Genomic DNA, 18,745 nt, shown 5'->3' with positions numbered 1-18,745 from the left:
GTCGGCTATCTTTTGACAACCGACTAGCATTTTCATATAACTTTTGTACGAAATAATTTTAAGTTTTAAATATTTTTAGCTTGTTCTTTTTTAGCAATTGATGGTAGTATTAATCCCAATCCCAACAATACCACTGGAGTCAAGATGTTAAGCATCAATTTGAAATTCCATTGACTTGTGAATGGTTCTCCTTCTTTTGGAATCATACCTAATATACATGCAAATGCTGTGAATACAAAACACCAACCAGCGATAAATTTACCGAATGATTTTGATTTTGTGAATCTGTATTCCACACCTTGTTTTTCATGCAAGTAGTGCTTTAAAGCAAAATATGCTGCAAATACCCACATATAACGCATTGGCATTACTATAGAGTTCAAATCCAACAACCAGTTGTACAATTCATTAGAGTTTCCAATTCCCAAAGCTGGAATAATTATCAAAATACTAACTAAAATGGTAGTTAATTTGTATCCACCAACAGGAACTTTTTTGTCGTTGATTTTTCTCAAGAAGTTTGGAACGTATTTTGCATCTGCTTCACTCAATAAAAGTTTAAGCGGTGCATCGATACTCATAACCAAAGCTGCAGCTTGTCCAGCAAAGTTTGTCAACGCGTAAATAATAACAAGTGATGAACCTATTCCATAATATTGTCCCAATTTTTCAAATGCGTAGTAAGCACCATTCATTTTTAAGTCGTTTGCAACATTTGTTGTATCGAACATCATCCCCATTGCAACTGAACCTAAAATCGCAGATACAGTTACCATCAAAGCCATAATTAACATAGCTTTTGGGAAATTTTTACCTGCATCTTGTGTATCATTTACATAAGGTGAGATCTTTTCACAACCACCTACGGCAAACACTAACATGGAAATTGTCGTCAAATAATGCAAATTAAAATTAGGCAGATAAGTCTTGATGCTCGTCATATTTGGAGATGCAACTTCTACTCCTCTTAATGCAGGAGCTGCCAACATTAATAAAATAAATAAAATACCCATCACAAAACTTGCAGTACCAGCAATTGAACCTAAAACTTTTATAGATTTAATACCATTTGCAGCTAAAAGCACAAATAATAAAAATATTATTAGTACCAATGATTGTAGAACAATTGGATTTAAAGATTTTACCATTTTAGGATTTCTAAAAATTGCCCATGAACCTGCAACCATTAAGTTTTGTGGTTTTTGTGCTAAATATGGGATATGTACTACCCAATAAGTCCAGCCGGACAAATAAGCTAGTAATGGTCCCATTGTTTGTTTTATCCAATAGCTAAGTCCTGATTGTCCTTCTTTGAAAGTTGAACCAAGTTCTCCAACCATCAATGAATAAGGAATAAAATACAAAGCCATTATGAATATCCAACTTGTAATAACTGCTAAGCCTTGGTTAGCATAGTTATTAACAACATTTCCAAAACCCCATACAACTGTGAATCCCATCCAAATTAGATTGGTCACTGTAAGAGATTTTTTCTTTTGATCGTCAATTAAAACATCGTTTTTCATATTTCCCTCCTAATTAGATTATAGCAAAATTTATTTTCATTTAAAACATTTTTCAATAAAAAAATAGCTTCTAGATTTACTAGAAGCTACCTGATATTTTATTTTGAATAATTTTCTATTATTTTCAAAACCAAATCCGATGCTTTTTTCATTTGGTTGATAGATAGTAATTCGTGCTTTCCGTGGAATGCATATCCGCCAGTGAAAATGTTCGGACATGGAAGTCCTTTGTATGATAATTGTGCTCCATCAGTACCACCTCTGATTGGTTGAACTAATGGTTTTATTCCCAAATCTTCCATTGATTTATAAGCCAAATCCACAATTTCCATTACAGGTTCTATTTTTTCTTTCATGTTGTAATAGCTATCTTTCATGTCAAGTTCGATAGCGTTGTTGTATTTCACATTCAAGAATTCTACTAATTTTTCCAAATAAGATTTCTTTTCTTCGAATTTTTTCTTGTCGTGATCTCTGATTATGAATTTCATAACAGTATTTTCAACAGAACCTTCGAATGATGTCAACAAATAAAATCCTTCGTAATGTTCAGTGTGTTCTGGTCTTTGAGCAACTGGAAGTTCATTGAATAATTCCATACCGATTAATTGTGAATTAATCATAGTATTTTTTGCGCTACCAGGATGAACATTTTTGCCGTGAATAGTTATTGTCGCACCTGCTGCATTGAAGTTTTCGTATTCCAATTCTCCAATTGGGCCACCATCCAAAGTATATGCAAAATCAGCGCCGAATTTTTCTACATCGAACAAATCAGCTCCTCTTCCTATTTCTTCATCAGGAGTAAATCCAATTTTAATTGTTGGATGTTTAATATCTTTGTTTTCGCATAATTTATTCACAGCATCCATTATAATTGCAATACCAGATTTATCGTCAGCACCCAAAAGTGTAGTTCCATCTGTATGAATTAAAGTTTGTCCTTCCAAATCTTTTAAGAAAGGAAAATCTTCCACAGTTGTAGTTACAGAATCGGATAATTTGATGTCTCCACCTTTGTATTCTAAGATTTGTGGTTTTACATTTTCTCCTGACATATCTGGAGCAGTGTCCATGTGAGAAATGAAACCGATAGATTTTGATTCTCTATCCAAGTTTGATTCTAACGATGCATACACATATCCATTTTCGTCCATGTGAGCATTGTCAATTCCCATTTCTTTTAATTGCTTAACCAAAAGATTACCCAAATCTTTTTGTCTAGCTGTTGATGGACAAGTTTCGCTTGATTCATCACTTGTAGTATAAATCTTCGCGTATTCAATAAATCTATCAACTATATCTATCATAATTTTCTCCTATTTAATAACTTTCTTTTCTTCCCAAGATTTTTTAACTGCGTTTGCAACATTTCTTGCAACATCTTTGTTGAATGCTTCTGGTAAAATTCTTTCTTCTGTTGGTTGTTCAACCATGTGAGCTATTGCATAAGCTGCTGATAATTTCATATCGTCAGTAATCTTGTCTGCTTTTGCATCCAATGCTCCTCTGAATATTCCAGGGAATACCAATACATTGTTAACTTGGTTAGGATAATCACTTCTACCTGTTCCAACAACTCTTGCACCAGCTTCTTTTGCTTCGTCAGGATAGATTTCTGGAACTGGGTTAGCCATTGCTAGTACAATAGCATCGTGATTCATTGAAGATACCATTTCTTTTGTTAAAATTCCAGGAGCGGAAACCCCGATGAAAATATCTGCATTTTCCATAGCAGTTTTCAAATCTCCTTTAACTTTATTAGGATTAGTTGTTCTGGCGATTTCTCTTCTAGCTTCGTCAAGTTTTTCATCATCAGGATCGATAATTCCACGGCTGTTTAAGATTAAATTATTCTTAGCACCTGCCAATGTTAACAAGTTAGAAATTGCAATACCAGCTGCCCCTGCACCGCTGATTACGATTTTGACATCAGAAATATCTTTCTTAACGATTCTCAACGCATTGATAACTGCAGATAATACTATGACAGCAGTACCGTGTTGGTCGTCGTGGAATACTGGAATATCTAATTCTTCAATTAATCTTTTTTCGATTTCAAAACATCTTGGAGCTGCAATATCTTCAAGATTAATTCCACCAAATGAAGGAGAAATTGCTTTCACAGTTCTAATAATTTCTTCAGTGTCTTGTGTGTTCAAGCAAATTGGGAATGCATCAACATTACCGAATTCTTTGAATAAAACTGATTTACCTTCCATAACCGGCATACCAGCAATTCCACCAATGTTTCCCAAACCTAAAACTGCAGAACCATCAGTTACAACAGCTACCATATTTCCTTTATTTGTATATTTATATGCTAATGAATTGTCTTCGTGAATTTTCTTACAAGGCTCAGCAACACCAGGAGTGTAAGCCAACGCCAAATCCATAGCGTCATTAACTTTTACTTTAGATACTACTTCTAATTTCCCTTGATTTTTTTCGTGAAGTTCAAGAGCTTTTTGTTTGATTTCTTCGATATTCATTTTTCACCTCATAAATTTTCATATAACTTTCAACAAAATTGTTGAATTACATTATTACAATATAATTTTAACACTAAAAGTCAACTATTCCAAACAAAAAGAGGTATTATTTAAAATACCTCAATTGATTTAGAAAAATATTGGGACCAAAACAGATGCCAATAAAATTATTAACGCTCCTCCCAAACGAGAAGATATTTGCGCAAATGGCATAAGTTCCATTCTATCTGCAGCCGTAAGAACAGCAACATCACCAGTACCACCCATGTTAGCCATACATAATCCTGCTGTAAGAGCTGTTTCTATTGGATAGAATCCTACGAAATATCCTACGATACCAGCGCCAATGATTGCTCCTATTATAACCGCAAGAACAAGAATTACATAGCTTGGTGTAAATGCTTCGAAAATTTGTCCCAAATTAGTGTAAGCCATACCAATACCAAGCATAAGTGCTGCAGTGAAGTTTTTGGCAACGAAATTGTACCAACCTTCAGCAACATGTTCGATTTTTTCAGGAACAATTCCTGCTGCCTTAACGATAACAACAGAAATAATCATCCAAGCATAAGAGTGGATTTTGATACCGAGCTTTTCGAATAAAAATGCTAATATTGCACCAAATGTGAAAAATGCTGTAGCGATTACAATACCAGCGCCGTAATCTTTAACATCTTCTAAGATTATATTTTCTTTCTTTTCAGCTTTCAAACTATCGTCGTCACTTCTTACTAATTGGCCATTACCAGTTAAACTTGGTTTAACTTTTCCTAACCTATTTAAAAGACCACCTGCAACGATTGCCATGGCATTACCTAATGCAACAGCTGGAACAAGTTTACTCAAAATAGTTTCGGATGGAATGTTTAATGCTGATTCGAAAACTTTTGAAATAGGTACAGCACCTGCTCCCATTCCACCACCCATAATTGGGATACCGATGTATGCGATAGACTCACCTACACTCTTTCCAAACAACAAACCTACACCACTTACTAAAAGTAATGCCATAATTACAGAACCCAAAATACATGGTAAATATCTAATAGCTGCTTTAGTAAGCAACTTTCTATTCATACCAAGAATTGAACCTGTGATTAAAGCTGCGATGTAGAAATCTAGGAATCCTCCTTTAGTCATAAAAGTATTTATACTTTTGATGGATTCAGCTGGTAACCATTTATAATAAGTTATAGCCGCACCAACAAATATAGATACAATAGCTCCACCGCCCAAATATGTCTTGATAATTGGTGTATGATTTCCGATAAGGTTTAATAATTCGCCGAATACAATCAAAAATAAAAATGCTCCAACCATACCATTTGGTAGAACATCAAATATGAATGAAATAACGATTATTACACATGCGATTATAAAATACGGAATTTTTAAACCTGCAATCTTTTTATCCATAACTTTCCTCCTTATTTAGTTTTTACAATTTATATTATCTCATTAAAAAAAACAAAAAGCAATCTAAATCAGCTTAATTAAAAGTAATAAAGTGAATAAATACAAAATTGTCGTACTCACAACATAGTAACCAGCCAATGAATCATCCTGATGATATCTTTTAGCGAAAACATAAGTATTAACAGCCGTAGGAGCCCCAAATAAAATCAACGCAACAACCTTTTGAATTTCAGACAAACCGAAAATTTTTCCAATAAATAATCCTGTCAAAGGAAGAACCAAAAGTTTTACAATGGAAACCTTCACAATTGATTTAATTTCTTTGAAATCTATTCTAAAATTCAAACCGTATCCCATAGTCACCAAAGCTAAGGTCCCTGCAATATCTCCCAAACTTCTCAAAGGAGTTTCCAAGAAAAACAAATTAACCTTAGTTACATACAAAAATATTCCTACGAAAAGCCCAATCATCAACGGAGTCTTTAATACATTAATGAACAGTTTTTTCTTAGAATTATTTTCTCCAACCAATCCTTCGTACATGCTTACAGTGTAGAAATTATAGAAAAATTGACTAATTCCTGTGATTGCACCCGCCATGACAATCCCTTCATCCCCAAACAAAACACTTAATATTGGAAATGACATTATAATGAAATTGCCTCTACTCATAGCATTGGCTTCTAGTACAACATAAGATTTGTCCTTGTTGGTAATTTTCGCCCAAAAGTAAGTAAGAAAAATGTGAAATACAAACACCACATTCAAATAAACAAAATATTTTACACTAAGATTTTGTCCAAAATCCACCTTGTAAAAACTCATCATAATTTTTAGAGGAAAAAACACATTAAAAATCAGCTTGTTAAGTCCCGTCATAGTATTATCGTCTACAAGGTTGAACTTTCTTATCAAAAATCCAATAAAAATCAAACAAAACAAATTGATTATCGTTAAGTACAACTGCGAATAATTTACCAAAAAACCACCTTTTTTCACATAAAAATATAGGTAAATGAAACCACTTACCTATACAACAATACTATTTATTTGTCAAAAAATCAAATTATTTTGTGTACAATTCAATGTATCTGTCCTCTGTAGTATAATCTGATTTTTCAATCGAATCGATGATTAAACCATCAGCCATAAATTTCTTCAAAGAATCGTCCAAATCATTCTTAGCCACAATATTGACGATCCTTTGGTTTTCACTATCGAGTGTTACAACCTTGTATTGTTCCTTTGAAATCTCAGACAAATTCTCAAACGCTATTTTTTTATCCACCAGAAACATTACATCGTCTGTTAACTTGTCAACCTCTGACAAAGTATGAGATGACAACACAACTATCTTGCCATCATCTTTCAATTTCAGAAGATAATTTCTAAGCAAAATAACGCTAGTAGGATCCAATCCCGTTACAGGCTCATCCATAATGTAGATATCATAATCCCCCATGAAAAAATACGTCAACAAAGTTTTTTGCTTTTGACCCAGAGAATAAGTGCTAACTTTCCTCTTCATAAAATTATGAACTTTAAAAATATTCAACACTTCTTCAAACTTTTCATCAGAAACATGGCGTGAGTTCTTTGCGAAAATAAAATGATCCAACCCTGTCAAGTTATCATACAACATATCCAAGCTTCTTGCATAAGATAAATGCTTGAAAATCTCCGGATTTTTATTATCTATATCATTAACCTTAATCTCACCTGAATCGTATTTTGTCAAATCAGAAATTATATCCATAAGAGTAGTCTTACCAATACCATTTGGTCCAACTAACGCATAAATCCCAGGTTTGTCTAATTTCAAATTCAAATCCTTTAACACTTCGTTTTCGCCGTAAGATTTGTTCAGACCTTTAATCTCAAGCATTAATATCCCCCTTCATCCTTTTCATTGATATCAAATTAAACACTACAATATAAAATACAATCATTATCACATTATATATCGGATTAGAAAAACTAAACTCATTCAAATAATTGTATCCACCTTTCAAAATCATCAAACTATCCAACGAACTAAATGGATTCAATAGGAAAAACTTACCCAACGTTCCAAAATAGCTAATAATTATTCCCAAAACAATCATGAAAGTTGTAGCAATTATATTCACAGTTTCATTCTTGATGAATGTAGTCATCATATTTGAAAAACTAACCACAAGTAAAATTATCAAAATATTTATTAAAATCATTGGCAAAATGAAACCACTGGATGCCCTGAACACACCCTCTACTACACCGTTATAACTGTAATCGTAGCAGAACACTGGATACAACTTCTCACCAAGTCCTCCGTTAAATAATCCAATTATCATACTAATTGCTAAAATCACAACATACATTCCGACAGATAATACAAACGAATTAATCTGCTTTGATTTCCAGACATCTTTTTTCCATTCATTCACAAAAGCCAACTTCAAAGTTCCATTGGACCTTTCCTTTTTAAACTCAAGAGTAAACATCAAGCAAATAATCAACGTAAAGGCTGGAATAATCCCATTTTCATACATAGATATTACATTTCCTATAAGTCCTTTTTGTTCAGTAGGAGCATGTTGTTTTGTTTTATACAATTTTAGCTTTTTATTAGATAATAAACTTTGTTCAATCTCATTACTAACAAGCTCATAACTTGAATCGGGCTTTAAGTGGTTATCAATAAAATAATTCACCCTGTTCTCATTAGTTCGAGAAGTACTGGGATCTATTCCTTCTACATCAAATCCCCACTTAGAATTCAAGTAAACTAACATATTATTGAAATATTCTGCTGGATCATTAGCTCTGTTAACATAAGATTTTTTGAAATTTTCTAAATTAATTAGTGTTTGCTTGAATCCTCTGTCTTTTGGATTGTTCTGAACGTTAATCTGTGCAGCTTCAATATCCATGTCAATAGTTTGCAAATCATCCTTTGATTTTATGTTTTTGAATTTTATCGTATTGAAACAGAATAACATAACTATCATTACAGTTAGTACACAAAAATACTTATATAATTTGCTTCTCATAATTTTGGCAAAATCTAATTGCAAAATATTTTTGATATCGATTTTCGAGTATGTTTTTGAAAAATTGTGATAAATAAACTTGTATCTGTTATTGTTTACAATGATTAAACAAAAAGTCATTAATAGAAATAAAATTGGCACTAATATTGAAAGATTGCCGAAATTATGAAAACTATTTAGACTAAACGATAGATTATATCTTCTACATAGCAATGAAATTATCCAGTAAATTGATAAAACAACAATAATTGATAGACTTTGTTTCATGTACCTTCTGAAAATCTCATACAACATCATCGCAATGCTGTAAATCAGAAACCCCGTCCCTATGTATTTTAAAGCAAGTATCATTGAGTTTACATTCATTGTTATTGGCATATTAATCTTAATGTCTGTTACAGATTTCAAAATCATATCGTTCGCACTTCCTATTGGAAATCCATTGACTACAGAATAAATGATATTGCCCACAATCATCGATAAGATTACAACCGCAAAAAATACGACATACTTTACAAGCCTTGCATATACTAATTTTTTGGAACTTACCGAAATAGTATCTAATTTTAGATTTTTGAAATTCATCTCATTAGCAAATACAGCTATCAGAAAAACCACACACAAGAAAATATCATTCATAACATTTTCCATAAGGAAACCAAAAGATTTGAAAAAACTAAAATTATTGGATGTAGTGTAGAATCCATATCTGTTAATTTCATCACGAATCAAATTAAAATAAGAATCCAATTCGCTAAACATTTCATCATTAGTCAACTTGTTTAAGTTGTTTTGTTGTTTGAATGATTTTATCTCATCATATTGAATCAATAATTCATTGTAGAAATTATGCTCTGTCTTTGAAGAATACTTTGCAGATTTTGTCTCTCCCATCAACATACTCACATCATATTCCAATGGTTTTATGTATTGCAAAGAATTAAAATTCATCTTACTATAATCTAAATATTTCTGTTGTTCTTCTTTGTTATCTGAAGATTTCGAGAATGCAAAAGACTCCATCATTGTATTTTCAAAATTGTCCCTAGTTTTAATAAAATATTTATAGTCTTGATCAGTATATTCATATTTTATGCTGTTTAATGTTACATAAGAATATACACAAAAAATAATAACTAAAACTGGAAATATTAATGACTTGTAGAGTTTTTTTAGTTCAAACATATTGTCTCCCTCCATTGAATTTCAAAAATATTATTTGCTAATTTCTCCCGAATAATACCAAGTCTCAGTATTGTTGGTCACATCTATAGTTATTAATCTCTGTCTATAAAGTTTCCCACTGTAACCGTCATTATATACATCTTCATACTTAAAATTCACAGGTGATTTTCCCCTCTCAAAAGTAAAGTTCTCACCGTATTCATCTTTTTCAACATTTTCTAATTCATAATAACTTGCCGAACTAACAGCCGATGAAACGTTTGCATCTATTGTACAAACCACTGTCAAACATGCAATCATAACGATAAATAAAATTTTTTTCATTTTTAAGTCTCCTTTCATAAATTCCTTATTTATTATATACCCTATTTTTTATTTTTTAATCTATTTTTCTAAAATTTTAATTTGTTTTTTTTAGTGTATTTCATATACATTTTTAAGAAATTATTTTCTAATTTAATGCAAAAAAATCTTCCACACTGTTTAGTGCAGAAGACTTTTCGCAATTATTTGTCGCTTAAATGAACAAATAGTAGTTAGGAAATAATTTTAATCATTTGAAACGCTTTTTATTAACTTAGATTTAATTAGTAATCGCTGAGAATCGTATGGATATGGATGACAAGACATTAAATACAGCTTTGATTTATCAGGTTCTTTAATAAATTTACTCCAATCATCTGGTTCTATAATTTCGTATCCATATACTTCGTAATACAAAATTTGAGTCTTTGTTGTAATTTTAATTACAGAACCATCATTTAGTTCATTTATTTTTTTAAATGTAAAATCTTCGTTTCTACCACCTCTATGAGCTGCTAAAACAGTCATTGTATTATTTTTATTTGATGGCATGTCTGTATCTGTCACAATTCCACATCCATTTGATAATGCTTTTCTTGAAGTATTCATATAAATAGGCAAAATTAGTTTTATATCATCTACTCTGAGCACTCCTATAGCCTTATCATCAGTAATTTTATCGCCTGTTTCATTTTTTGTTTTTTCTTTTTTTATTTCTTTACTTAATTTGCTTTTTTTATTTTTTGTTGTATTATTTTGAAATTCATTTTCCAAATTTATAGCACTGTTTTTTTTGGATTCTAATCTGTTAAAGTTTATAAAAAGAAGTGCTAATGAAATAATCATTAGCACTCCTCCTAAACTAATCAGAAAGCCTGATTTCTTCAATACTCTAAGCCTCTTTCTTCTTTTTTCTAATACCAATAGCTGTCAAAACTGCTCCAATAGCTAACATCATTATTGCATATGTTGATGCATTAACTCCGTCTCCAGTATTTACTAGAGTGCCTTTTTTATTTGGAGAGCTTGAATTTATTGTCCTATTGCCTTGAATTATAACGCGAGTATTAGTTTTCTTCCTGTAGATATGAACGGTATTGCCGTCTTTATCTGTTTCAGTTCTTACAAATTCATAGCCTTTTATATCTTTCTTAGCTTTTTTACCATCTTCACTTTCTGCGATTGGATTGCCTTTTTCGTCTACGAACTTAGTAACTACTTTTGAAGTATTTTCTTTCTTCTTGTAGATATGAACGGTATTTCCGTCTTTATCTGTTTCAGTTCTTACAAACTCATAGCCTTTTATATCTTTCTTAGCTTTTTTACCATCTTCACTTTCTGCGATTGGATTGCCTTTTTCGTCTACGAACTTAGTAACTACTTTTGAAGTATTTTCTTTCTTCTTGTAGATATGAACGGTATTTCCGTCTTTATCTGTTTCAGTTCTTACAAATTCATAGCCTTTTATATCTTTCTTAGCTTTTTTACCATCTTCACTTTCTGCGATTGGATTGCCTTTTTCGTCTACGAACTTAGTAACTACTTTTGAAGTATTTTCTTTCTTCTTGTAGATATGAACAGTATTTCCGTCTTTATCTGTTTCAGTTCTTACAAACTCATAACCATCTATATCCATCTTAGGATTGTCACCTTTTGTAGATTTAGAAATTTCTTTTCCATTTTCATCTACAAACTTAGTGATTTTGTCGACAGTAGGAGTAGTAGTTTTCTTCTTGTAGATATGAACAGTATTACCGTCTTTATCAGTTGTAGTTTTTACAAACTCATAACCATCTATATCCATCTTAGGATTGTCACCTTTTGTAGATTTAGAAATTTCTTTTCCATTTTCATCTACAAACTTAGTGATTTTGTCGACAGTAGGAGTAGTAGTTTTCTTCTTGTAGATATGAACAGTATTACCGTCTTTATCAGTTGTAGTTTTTACAAACTCATAACCATCTATATCCATCTTAGGATTGTCACCTTTTGTAGATTTAGAAATTTCTTTTCCATTTTCATCTACAAACTTAGTGATTTTGTCGACAGTAGGAGTAGTAGTTTTCTTCTTGTAGATGTGAACGGTATTTCCGTCTTTATCTTTTTCAGTTTTTACAAACTCATAACCATCTATATCCTTCTTAGGATTGTCACCCTTTGTAGGTTCAGAAATTTTATTTCCATTTTCATCTACATATTTAGTAACCTTTTGAGACTCAGGTGCTTTTCTTCTGTAAACATAGATAATGTTGCCATCAGAATCTGTTTCTGTTCTTAGTATTTCATATCCTGGAATTTCTTTGCTTGGATTTCTACCTTTTAGAGGAGAAGCAAGTTTATTTCCGTTTTCATCGAGGAATTTAGTAACTACTTCTTTAGCAGGAGTAGGTAACTTCTTGTAGATGTGAGTTGTATTACCTTGTTCATCTTTTTCGGTTCTTACAAATTTATATCCATTTATAAGTGATGGATCAAGGGTACCAGCCTTATCAGCAAGTATTTGATTACCTTCTGTGTCTACAAATCTTGTTTCTACACCTTCAAAAGGAGTTTTGCTGTAAGTGTGAATGATGTTACCATCATTATCTTTACTTGTTCTTATATAGTTGTAACCATCTATATCTACAGAACTTTGTTCTCCTTCTTTTGGAGGAAGTAGTTGATTTCCTTTTTCATCAACATATCTAGTCTCTACTGATGGGGTTGGATTTTGTTTAAGTCTATAAACATGAATAGTATTTCCATCCTTGTCTGTGTAAGTCTTTACATACTCGTAAGCAGGAATATCTTTTTTATTTTGCTTGCCTTTTTCTTCAAGATTAATAGGATTTCCCTTTTCATCTACATATTTAGTAACTACCTCTGTAGTAGGCGGAGTAGTTTTCTTCTTGTAGATATGTTTTGTATTACCTTTTTCATCAGTTTTTGTTTCTACAAATTCATATCCTTTGATATCTTTTTTGTCTTTTGTTCCATTTTCTTTTGGAGCTATAGTCTTACCATCTTCATCAACGTATTCTGTAACTACATCTGTAGGTGGTGTGACTTTCTTGTAGATATGTTTTGTATTACCTTTTTCATCATTTTTTGTTTCTACAAATTCATATCCTTTGATATCTTTTTTGTCTTTTGTTCCATTTTCTTTTGGAGCTATAGTCTTACCATCTTCATCAACGTATTCTGTAACTACATCTGTAGGTGGTGTGACTTTCTTGTAGATATGTTTTGTATTACCTTTTTCATCAGTTTTTGTTTCTACAAATTCATATCCTTTGATATCTTTTTTGTCTTTTGTTCCATTTTCTTTTGGAGCTATAGTCTTACCATCTTCATCAACGTATTCTGTAACTACTTCAGCATCTGGTGTGAATACCCATGTTCCTTTTACGTTTTCGTCTTTGTTAGTGATTTCTACTTCATTCTTATCGTATGATTTGAATTTCCAAGTTCCCTTGTTTGTTTCATCTCTATATTCAGCGTCTTTTCCAGTTGGAACTGGGGATGTTACTTTTTCGCCTTTTACTTTGCCTGTTACATCTTTAGGAGCTTTTGCTTTTAATGCTTCTGGTAATTCTTTACCTTCTGTTCCACTTACGTATTCATAAGTTACTTTGTGTTCGTTTGGTGTGAATTTCCATTTTCCTTCGAATGTTACGTCAGATTTATCAATAGTTTTGCTCTTTTCATCATAACCTTCGAATTTCCATGTTCCATCGTTTTCTGTATCTTTTACTTCTGTTTGTGTTGGAGCTGTTGGTGTTACATTTTCTCCATCTTTCTTACCAGTTTGTTGGTCTGGTATTAAATCTGTAACAGCTTTTGGAAGTTCTTTGCCTTCTGTTGCAGATACAAACTTATGATTTACATTGTAATCAGTAGGAGTAGTTTTTGGAGTAAATTCCCAAGTACCTGTAAACTCAACATCCTTGTTATCGATAGTTACTTCGTTTTTGTCATATTCTACAAAAGTCCAAGTACCATCTTTAACATTCACTGTTTTTGTTTGTGGTTCTGTTGGTTTTACTACATCACCTTTAACTTTGTCAGTTTGTTTTGCTGGTAGAAGATCAAGTACTTCTTGTGGAAGTTCTTTATTTGGATCTTTACTTACAAATTTGTGTGTTACGTTGTATTTATCTGGCTCTGGAACTGAATCAGGTGTAAATTCCCATGTTCCTTTTACGTTTTCGTCTTTGTTAGTGATTTCTACTTCATTCTTATCGTATGATTTGAATTTCCAAGTTCCCTTGTTTGTTTCATCTCTATATTCAGCGTCTTTTCCAGTTGGAACTGGGGATGTTACTTTATCGCCTTTTACTTTTCCAGTTACTTTTTCTGGAGCTTTTGATTTTAATGCTTCTGGTAATTCTACGCCTTTTGTTCCACTTACGTATTCGTATGTTACGTTGTGTTCGTTTGGTGTGAATTTCCATTCGCCTTCGAATGTTACGTCAGCTCCGTTTACTTTTGCGTCAACATCTTTTGTTTCTGGATTTTGATCTTTGAAGCCTTCAAATTTCCAAACTCCGTCATTTGTTTTATCTTCTACATCTGTAGGATTTTTTCTTTCTCCTGGAGTTGCATTTGTACCATTTACTGCTGTTTTATCTTCTGGAAGTTGAGCATCAACAGCTTTTTTAACATCAGCTGGCATTTCTTTTATTGGAGAATCTTCGGCAACTTTAAATTCGTGTGTTACTTTAAATTCATCTTTTACAAAATTAGCTGTAAATGTAAGTGGTTCTGTAATTACTGCTTGTTTTAATTGTTCTTCAGTAATTTTTCCTCCAGCAGGAATTTTTGTTCCATTATTTAATGTGATTTCTTTATCTGCTGTCCAGTGGCTAAATTTATATCCTTCATTTGCTTTTGTTTCGGTTCCTTTTGGATTTGATTTAAGTTCAACTTCTTCTTTTGTATTATCTACAAAGTTTTTGTCTTCCTTAACTTGTCCATTGCCATCAGTTGTGTAATTGATGATAGGAGCCCAGATAGCATAGATATAATTTTTTTCCTCTTGTTCTAGTTGGTTGACATTGACCTCTTCGCCTGCTTGGAATTCAGCTTTTGTTGCAGCTTTATTTCTGCTCCAGCCCTTAAAAGCATATCCTTCACGGCTGTATTTAAGATTTTCGTCTTTATCATTGTCTAGGACTTTATGGAAGTCTTCTACAACTATTTCATTAACTGTATATTGACTACCTTTACCACCGTTTGGATCATATGTTACCTTTGTAAGTGATGAATCTTTTATTTCTTTCCATTGAGCGTAAAGAGTTTTATTTTTATCCATTAGGACAGTTTCGCTTGGTTTAATTAGTCCGCTAGAACCATCTTTTGTTTCACTCCAACCTACGAAAACTTTTTTGCCACCATTTACTTTTACATTTCCAATATCTTGAACTTGTGCTTTGGCATCAGTGATATAAGAGCTTGAATCTATTGGAGCTTTTCCTTCAACTTTGTCATTAGCTTCTAAGTTCAAATCGTATTTTAATTCTAAATAAGCATATTTCCACTTAGCATATAAGTGAGTATCATTATTTTTAATTTGTTTGTGAAGATTTGCTTTTACAAATCTACCATTTTTATTTTTCTCATACCAACCTAAAAATTCTGTTGCGTCTTTTGGTTGAATTGGTTTAGGGAAATTCTCTTCGCTGACTTTTTTATCTTCATATTTTCCATCGTAAAGAGTGTCAGCTTCAGGAATTTCAGTTATTTTTTCTATATCTTCTTTATAGTCATCTTGGTTGGTGTGGAAGGTTACTTCGTATTGACGAGAATCCCATTTTGCATAGACTACAATGCCATGAGCAGGCATTTTTGCTCCAGCTTCATGTTTGTGTTCTACGTTAAATTCTGAGTCTTCATACCAACCCATAAATACTTGATTAGGATTGTCAGGGTTTGTGGTTACTCCTTTTACATAACCAAGTCCAAAATCGCTTGTATCAGCTTCATATTTGTATGGTTTTGAAGCTAATTTTTTACTTCCAGAGTAATAATTTATAGGATAAGTTTTGCGCTCGTAGAATAGGAAACCTACATAAGAACCATCATCTATATATTGTGTTCCTGTATAGTTATAATATCCATTCCATCCGCTTGGAGTAAACATATAATCTCTAAAGGCTGGATTATTCACATCTATTGATTGCAAATCATCTTTAGACATTGTGCCTATCTTAGGTTCAAAGCCTACTATGTCATCTACCTGGTCAGTCTTATCGACCCAAGTATTTGTTTTATTAGCCCATATACCTTGACGAGGTTCATATACCCTGTAATCATATCCGTTGTAGGTATAGAAGTGTTCTGTATTTTGGAATTCTTCTCTACCAGCTATTTCTTTCATGGTACCAAGTGTAGCTTTTAATTGTTCAAGTGATCCGCTATTTATTGATGCATTAAATTTACTTGGATCCCATTCAACAAAACGCAATTGAAATCCTTGACCTTTAGCATAAACTCTATACATATAAATATCTTCATCACCCATTACTGGTGAGCTAGTATAGAAAGATCCTATGCTTTTATCGATGTAATAAATGTAATCTTTATTTAGCTTAGCAAACCATTTTTCAGAACTTTGACCGTAACGCAAATCTACGCGAATATTTCCGTTATTATCTGTGGCGTTAATCCAATTTGCGTTACTAGGGTTATAATCTACTCCATTTCGATTTTTATAAACCGAAATTGTATGAACATTTCTATCCATATATACAGGTACAACTGTGCTGCCATCAGCTTTTATTGTTTCAAAAGCTTGTTTTGTTTTTTCTTCGTTTAAATGGAAACCTAAATAATCTAGGGTTTGAGGATTAGTATAGGTGTGATCCATTTGTCCGTTTTCGTCTTTACTATTGTAGCCATCGCTAAAGCGGCCATCTTTTTTTGATAGCTTACTAATATCTTCAACTATTGGACCAGTTGGGGCTACCTTAGGATCTGGATTTTCACTTCCTCTAAATGGTAGGCTTGTTTTTTGTCCATTAAGTCCTCTTGCTGATATTATTCCAAGGAAGGTGTAGCCGTCATTGTCAATATTTTGGGTCATAACCTTAAATTTATAGTCAACTACAACTGGTTTCCATACAGCATAAACAGTAATGTCTTCGTTTAATACTAAAGTATTAAGATCAACAGGATCTCAATCTTTTGTCAAAGACCAATGGCTAAATTCATAACCTGGTCTTGTAGGATTTTCTGGCATTTTTTCAAGATGGCTACCATCGTCTGCAAGTATTTGATCTTGGTAGCTTGCGTCGTCTCCTGTTATAAATGTTGCCTTGTGTTTAAACTCTGTTATTGCATAAAGTTTAATGTCAGTTTTTCCGGCTGCAATATCTTTTTGCAATGACTCCTCATCATAAACACCAGATTTTCCGTCTTTTGATGTTGACCAATTTACGAAGTATTTATTAGCTTCATAAATTGTAGGATCTGCTGGTAGTTTATAGGAACTAGCATCAGTAACAGTGTCAGTCATATAAACTCTATCATTTTTATCGCCAACTATATAGTAGGTTATTACTACTTGACTTTTGAAAACTGGGTAAACATTAATTATTTTTTTGTCGTTACCTTTAATCTCTATTGGCGTATCAAATTTAATTTCGTTACCTTCTTCATCTTGCCATTTTAAAAAGACTTTATCTTTGTCTTTAAATACATGGCCAGGATCAGAAATTTTTTCTCCATCAAGAATTATTTGTTTTTGTATCTCTTTTGCTGAATCTTTATTATCTATTGTGTCATTATAGAAATGATACTCATTGATTCCTTGTTTTGGACTTAGTATGTTAGCATAGATTGGCTTTATACCAGCAAAAACAATAAAAGCGACAGCTAATAATACTGAAAACAAAATTCTTCCAAAGTGCTTGTTTTTCTCTTTCATATTTCCTCCTTTTTTTCAAATAGTATGTTAGCATAGATTAGCTTTATACCAGAAAAAACTATAAAAGCGACAGCTAATAATACTGACAACAAATTTTTCCAAAGTGTTTGTGTTTCTCTTTCTTATCTCCTCCTTTTTTCAAAGTCTAACATGGCATAACATGGGTGTTGAAAACATGCTCTACCAGCTAGAATTAATAGTTCTTGTTAAAATAAATTACATTCAACATAAGAACTAACAAGCAATTTACTACTTAGGGAATAGCAAGTGAGCCCTAAATTTATATTGAGTGAATTTGTACAAATCAACTCTTATATAAAACGTTATCGTTTCAGATAAAATTCCCATATTTTCATTTTTATTTTTTTATTTTTGCAACGATATATGAAATCTCCCACCTCCAGTATTAACAAAATCCCTCATAATTTACTCTGTAATTATGTATTTTTGTAATACATAATTACTTGAGTTAGCTATTACTAACTCTTTTTTAGAAAATAAACAACTTATTTTCTAATTTTGACCATATAAATATAGTCAATGTATTCAATTTGATTATACCACATTTTGGTATTTTTTAAACTATATATTTTTTTGAATTTTGTTGTTAATTAATAAACTATAATTTCCAATTTTTTTCATTTTTATTTTCCAAATTTATTCTAAAAATGTACAAATAAAAAAAGCCCTCACCTAAGTGAGAGCTAAATAGTCTTAGTATATTAATTATTCAATAATTTTAGAAACAACGCCTGCTCCTACTGTTCTTCCGCCTTCTCTGATGGCAAATCTTAATCCTTCTTCGATCGCGATTGGAGTGATTAATTCGATTATGAATTTTGCGTTATCTCCTGGCATTACCATTTCTACGCCTTCTTCTAATGC

General features: G+C 32.0%; 11 protein-coding genes and 1 pseudogene. All 12 read right to left on the bottom strand.

The window, feature by feature from the left end:
• Positions 1 to 65 precede the first annotated feature (65 nt).
• Complete coding sequence (locus GKG00_RS07055; RefSeq protein WP_154254881.1) at positions 66 to 1,526, bottom strand: amino acid permease; 1,461 nt, start codon at positions 1,524 to 1,526, stop codon at positions 66 to 68.
• Positions 1,527 to 1,624: 98 nt separating this feature from the next.
• Positions 1,625 to 2,836, bottom strand: coding sequence for a peptidase T (gene pepT, locus GKG00_RS07050; RefSeq protein ID WP_154254880.1), 1,212 nt, complete (start codon positions 2,834 to 2,836; stop codon positions 1,625 to 1,627).
• 9 nt (positions 2,837 to 2,845) lie between these two features.
• Positions 2,846 to 4,018, bottom strand: a complete 1,173-nt coding sequence (locus tag GKG00_RS07045; RefSeq protein ID WP_154254879.1) for an NADP-dependent malic enzyme — start codon at positions 4,016 to 4,018, stop codon at positions 2,846 to 2,848.
• Between the two features lie 129 nt (positions 4,019 to 4,147).
• Positions 4,148 to 5,434: a 2-hydroxycarboxylate transporter family protein gene (locus GKG00_RS07040; protein ID WP_154254878.1), complete on the bottom strand. Its 1,287-nt coding sequence runs from the start codon at positions 5,432 to 5,434 to the stop codon at positions 4,148 to 4,150.
• A 63-nt stretch (positions 5,435 to 5,497) separates the two neighbouring features.
• Positions 5,498 to 6,415: an AEC family transporter gene (locus GKG00_RS07035; protein WP_154254877.1), complete on the bottom strand. Its 918-nt coding sequence runs from the start codon at positions 6,413 to 6,415 to the stop codon at positions 5,498 to 5,500.
• Positions 6,416 to 6,500: 85 nt separating this feature from the next.
• The gene (locus tag GKG00_RS07030; RefSeq protein WP_154254876.1) at positions 6,501 to 7,319 is read right to left on the bottom strand and encodes an ABC transporter ATP-binding protein; all 819 of its coding nucleotides are present in this window, start codon (positions 7,317 to 7,319) and stop codon (positions 6,501 to 6,503) included.
• Positions 7,312 to 9,651, bottom strand: coding sequence for a hypothetical protein (locus GKG00_RS07025; protein WP_154254875.1), 2,340 nt, complete (start codon positions 9,649 to 9,651; stop codon positions 7,312 to 7,314). The genes GKG00_RS07030 and GKG00_RS07025 overlap by 8 nt, the downstream gene beginning before the upstream one ends.
• 30 nt (positions 9,652 to 9,681) lie before the next feature.
• On the bottom strand, positions 9,682 to 9,993 hold the full coding sequence (locus GKG00_RS07020) for a hypothetical protein (protein ID WP_241673672.1): 312 nt from the start codon (positions 9,991 to 9,993) through the stop codon (positions 9,682 to 9,684).
• Between the two features lie 207 nt (positions 9,994 to 10,200).
• The gene (locus GKG00_RS07015) at positions 10,201 to 10,800 is read right to left on the bottom strand and encodes a class C sortase (protein WP_154254874.1); all 600 of its coding nucleotides are present in this window, start codon (positions 10,798 to 10,800) and stop codon (positions 10,201 to 10,203) included.
• A gap of 46 nt (positions 10,801 to 10,846) precedes the next feature.
• Positions 10,847 to 17,017, bottom strand: a complete 6,171-nt coding sequence (locus GKG00_RS06960) for an SHIRT domain-containing protein (RefSeq protein WP_241673671.1) — start codon at positions 17,015 to 17,017, stop codon at positions 10,847 to 10,849.
• 93 nt (positions 17,018 to 17,110) lie between these two features.
• Positions 17,111 to 17,860, bottom strand: a complete 750-nt coding sequence (locus GKG00_RS09000) for an InlB B-repeat-containing protein (protein ID WP_241673670.1) — start codon at positions 17,858 to 17,860, stop codon at positions 17,111 to 17,113.
• A 726-nt stretch (positions 17,861 to 18,586) separates the two neighbouring features.
• A pseudogene (tuf, locus tag GKG00_RS06955) lies at positions 18,587 to 18,745 on the bottom strand (elongation factor Tu); the annotation flags it as partial.

Source organism: Finegoldia sp. BIOML-A1, from assembly GCF_009678325.1.
Lineage (GTDB): Bacteria > Bacillota > Clostridia > Tissierellales > Peptoniphilaceae > Finegoldia > Finegoldia magna.
This window is presented reverse-complemented; position numbering and strand designations above follow the sequence as displayed.

Coding starts and splice junctions, on each gene's coding strand:
- pepT (WP_154254880.1), bottom strand. CDS start 2,836: ATGATAGATATAGTTGATAGATTTATTGAATACGCGAAGATTTATACT.
- GKG00_RS07045 (WP_154254879.1), bottom strand. CDS start 4,018: ATGAATATCGAAGAAATCAAACAAAAAGCTCTTGAACTTCACGAAAAA.
- GKG00_RS07015 (WP_154254874.1), bottom strand. CDS start 10,800: ATGATTATTTCATTAGCACTTCTTTTTATAAACTTTAACAGATTAGAA.
- GKG00_RS07055 (WP_154254881.1), bottom strand. CDS start 1,526: ATGAAAAACGATGTTTTAATTGACGATCAAAAGAAAAAATCTCTTACA.
- GKG00_RS09000 (WP_241673670.1), bottom strand. CDS start 17,860: ATGAAAGAGAAAAACAAGCACTTTGGAAGAATTTTGTTTTCAGTATTA.
- GKG00_RS07040 (WP_154254878.1), bottom strand. CDS start 5,434: ATGGATAAAAAGATTGCAGGTTTAAAAATTCCGTATTTTATAATCGCA.
- GKG00_RS07020 (WP_241673672.1), bottom strand. CDS start 9,993: ATGAAAGGAGACTTAAAAATGAAAAAAATTTTATTTATCGTTATGATT.
- GKG00_RS07025 (WP_154254875.1), bottom strand. CDS start 9,651: ATGTTTGAACTAAAAAAACTCTACAAGTCATTAATATTTCCAGTTTTA.
- GKG00_RS07030 (WP_154254876.1), bottom strand. CDS start 7,319: ATGCTTGAGATTAAAGGTCTGAACAAATCTTACGGCGAAAACGAAGTG.
- GKG00_RS06960 (WP_241673671.1), bottom strand. CDS start 17,017: ATGACCCAAAATATTGACAATGACGGCTACACCTTCCTTGGAATAATA.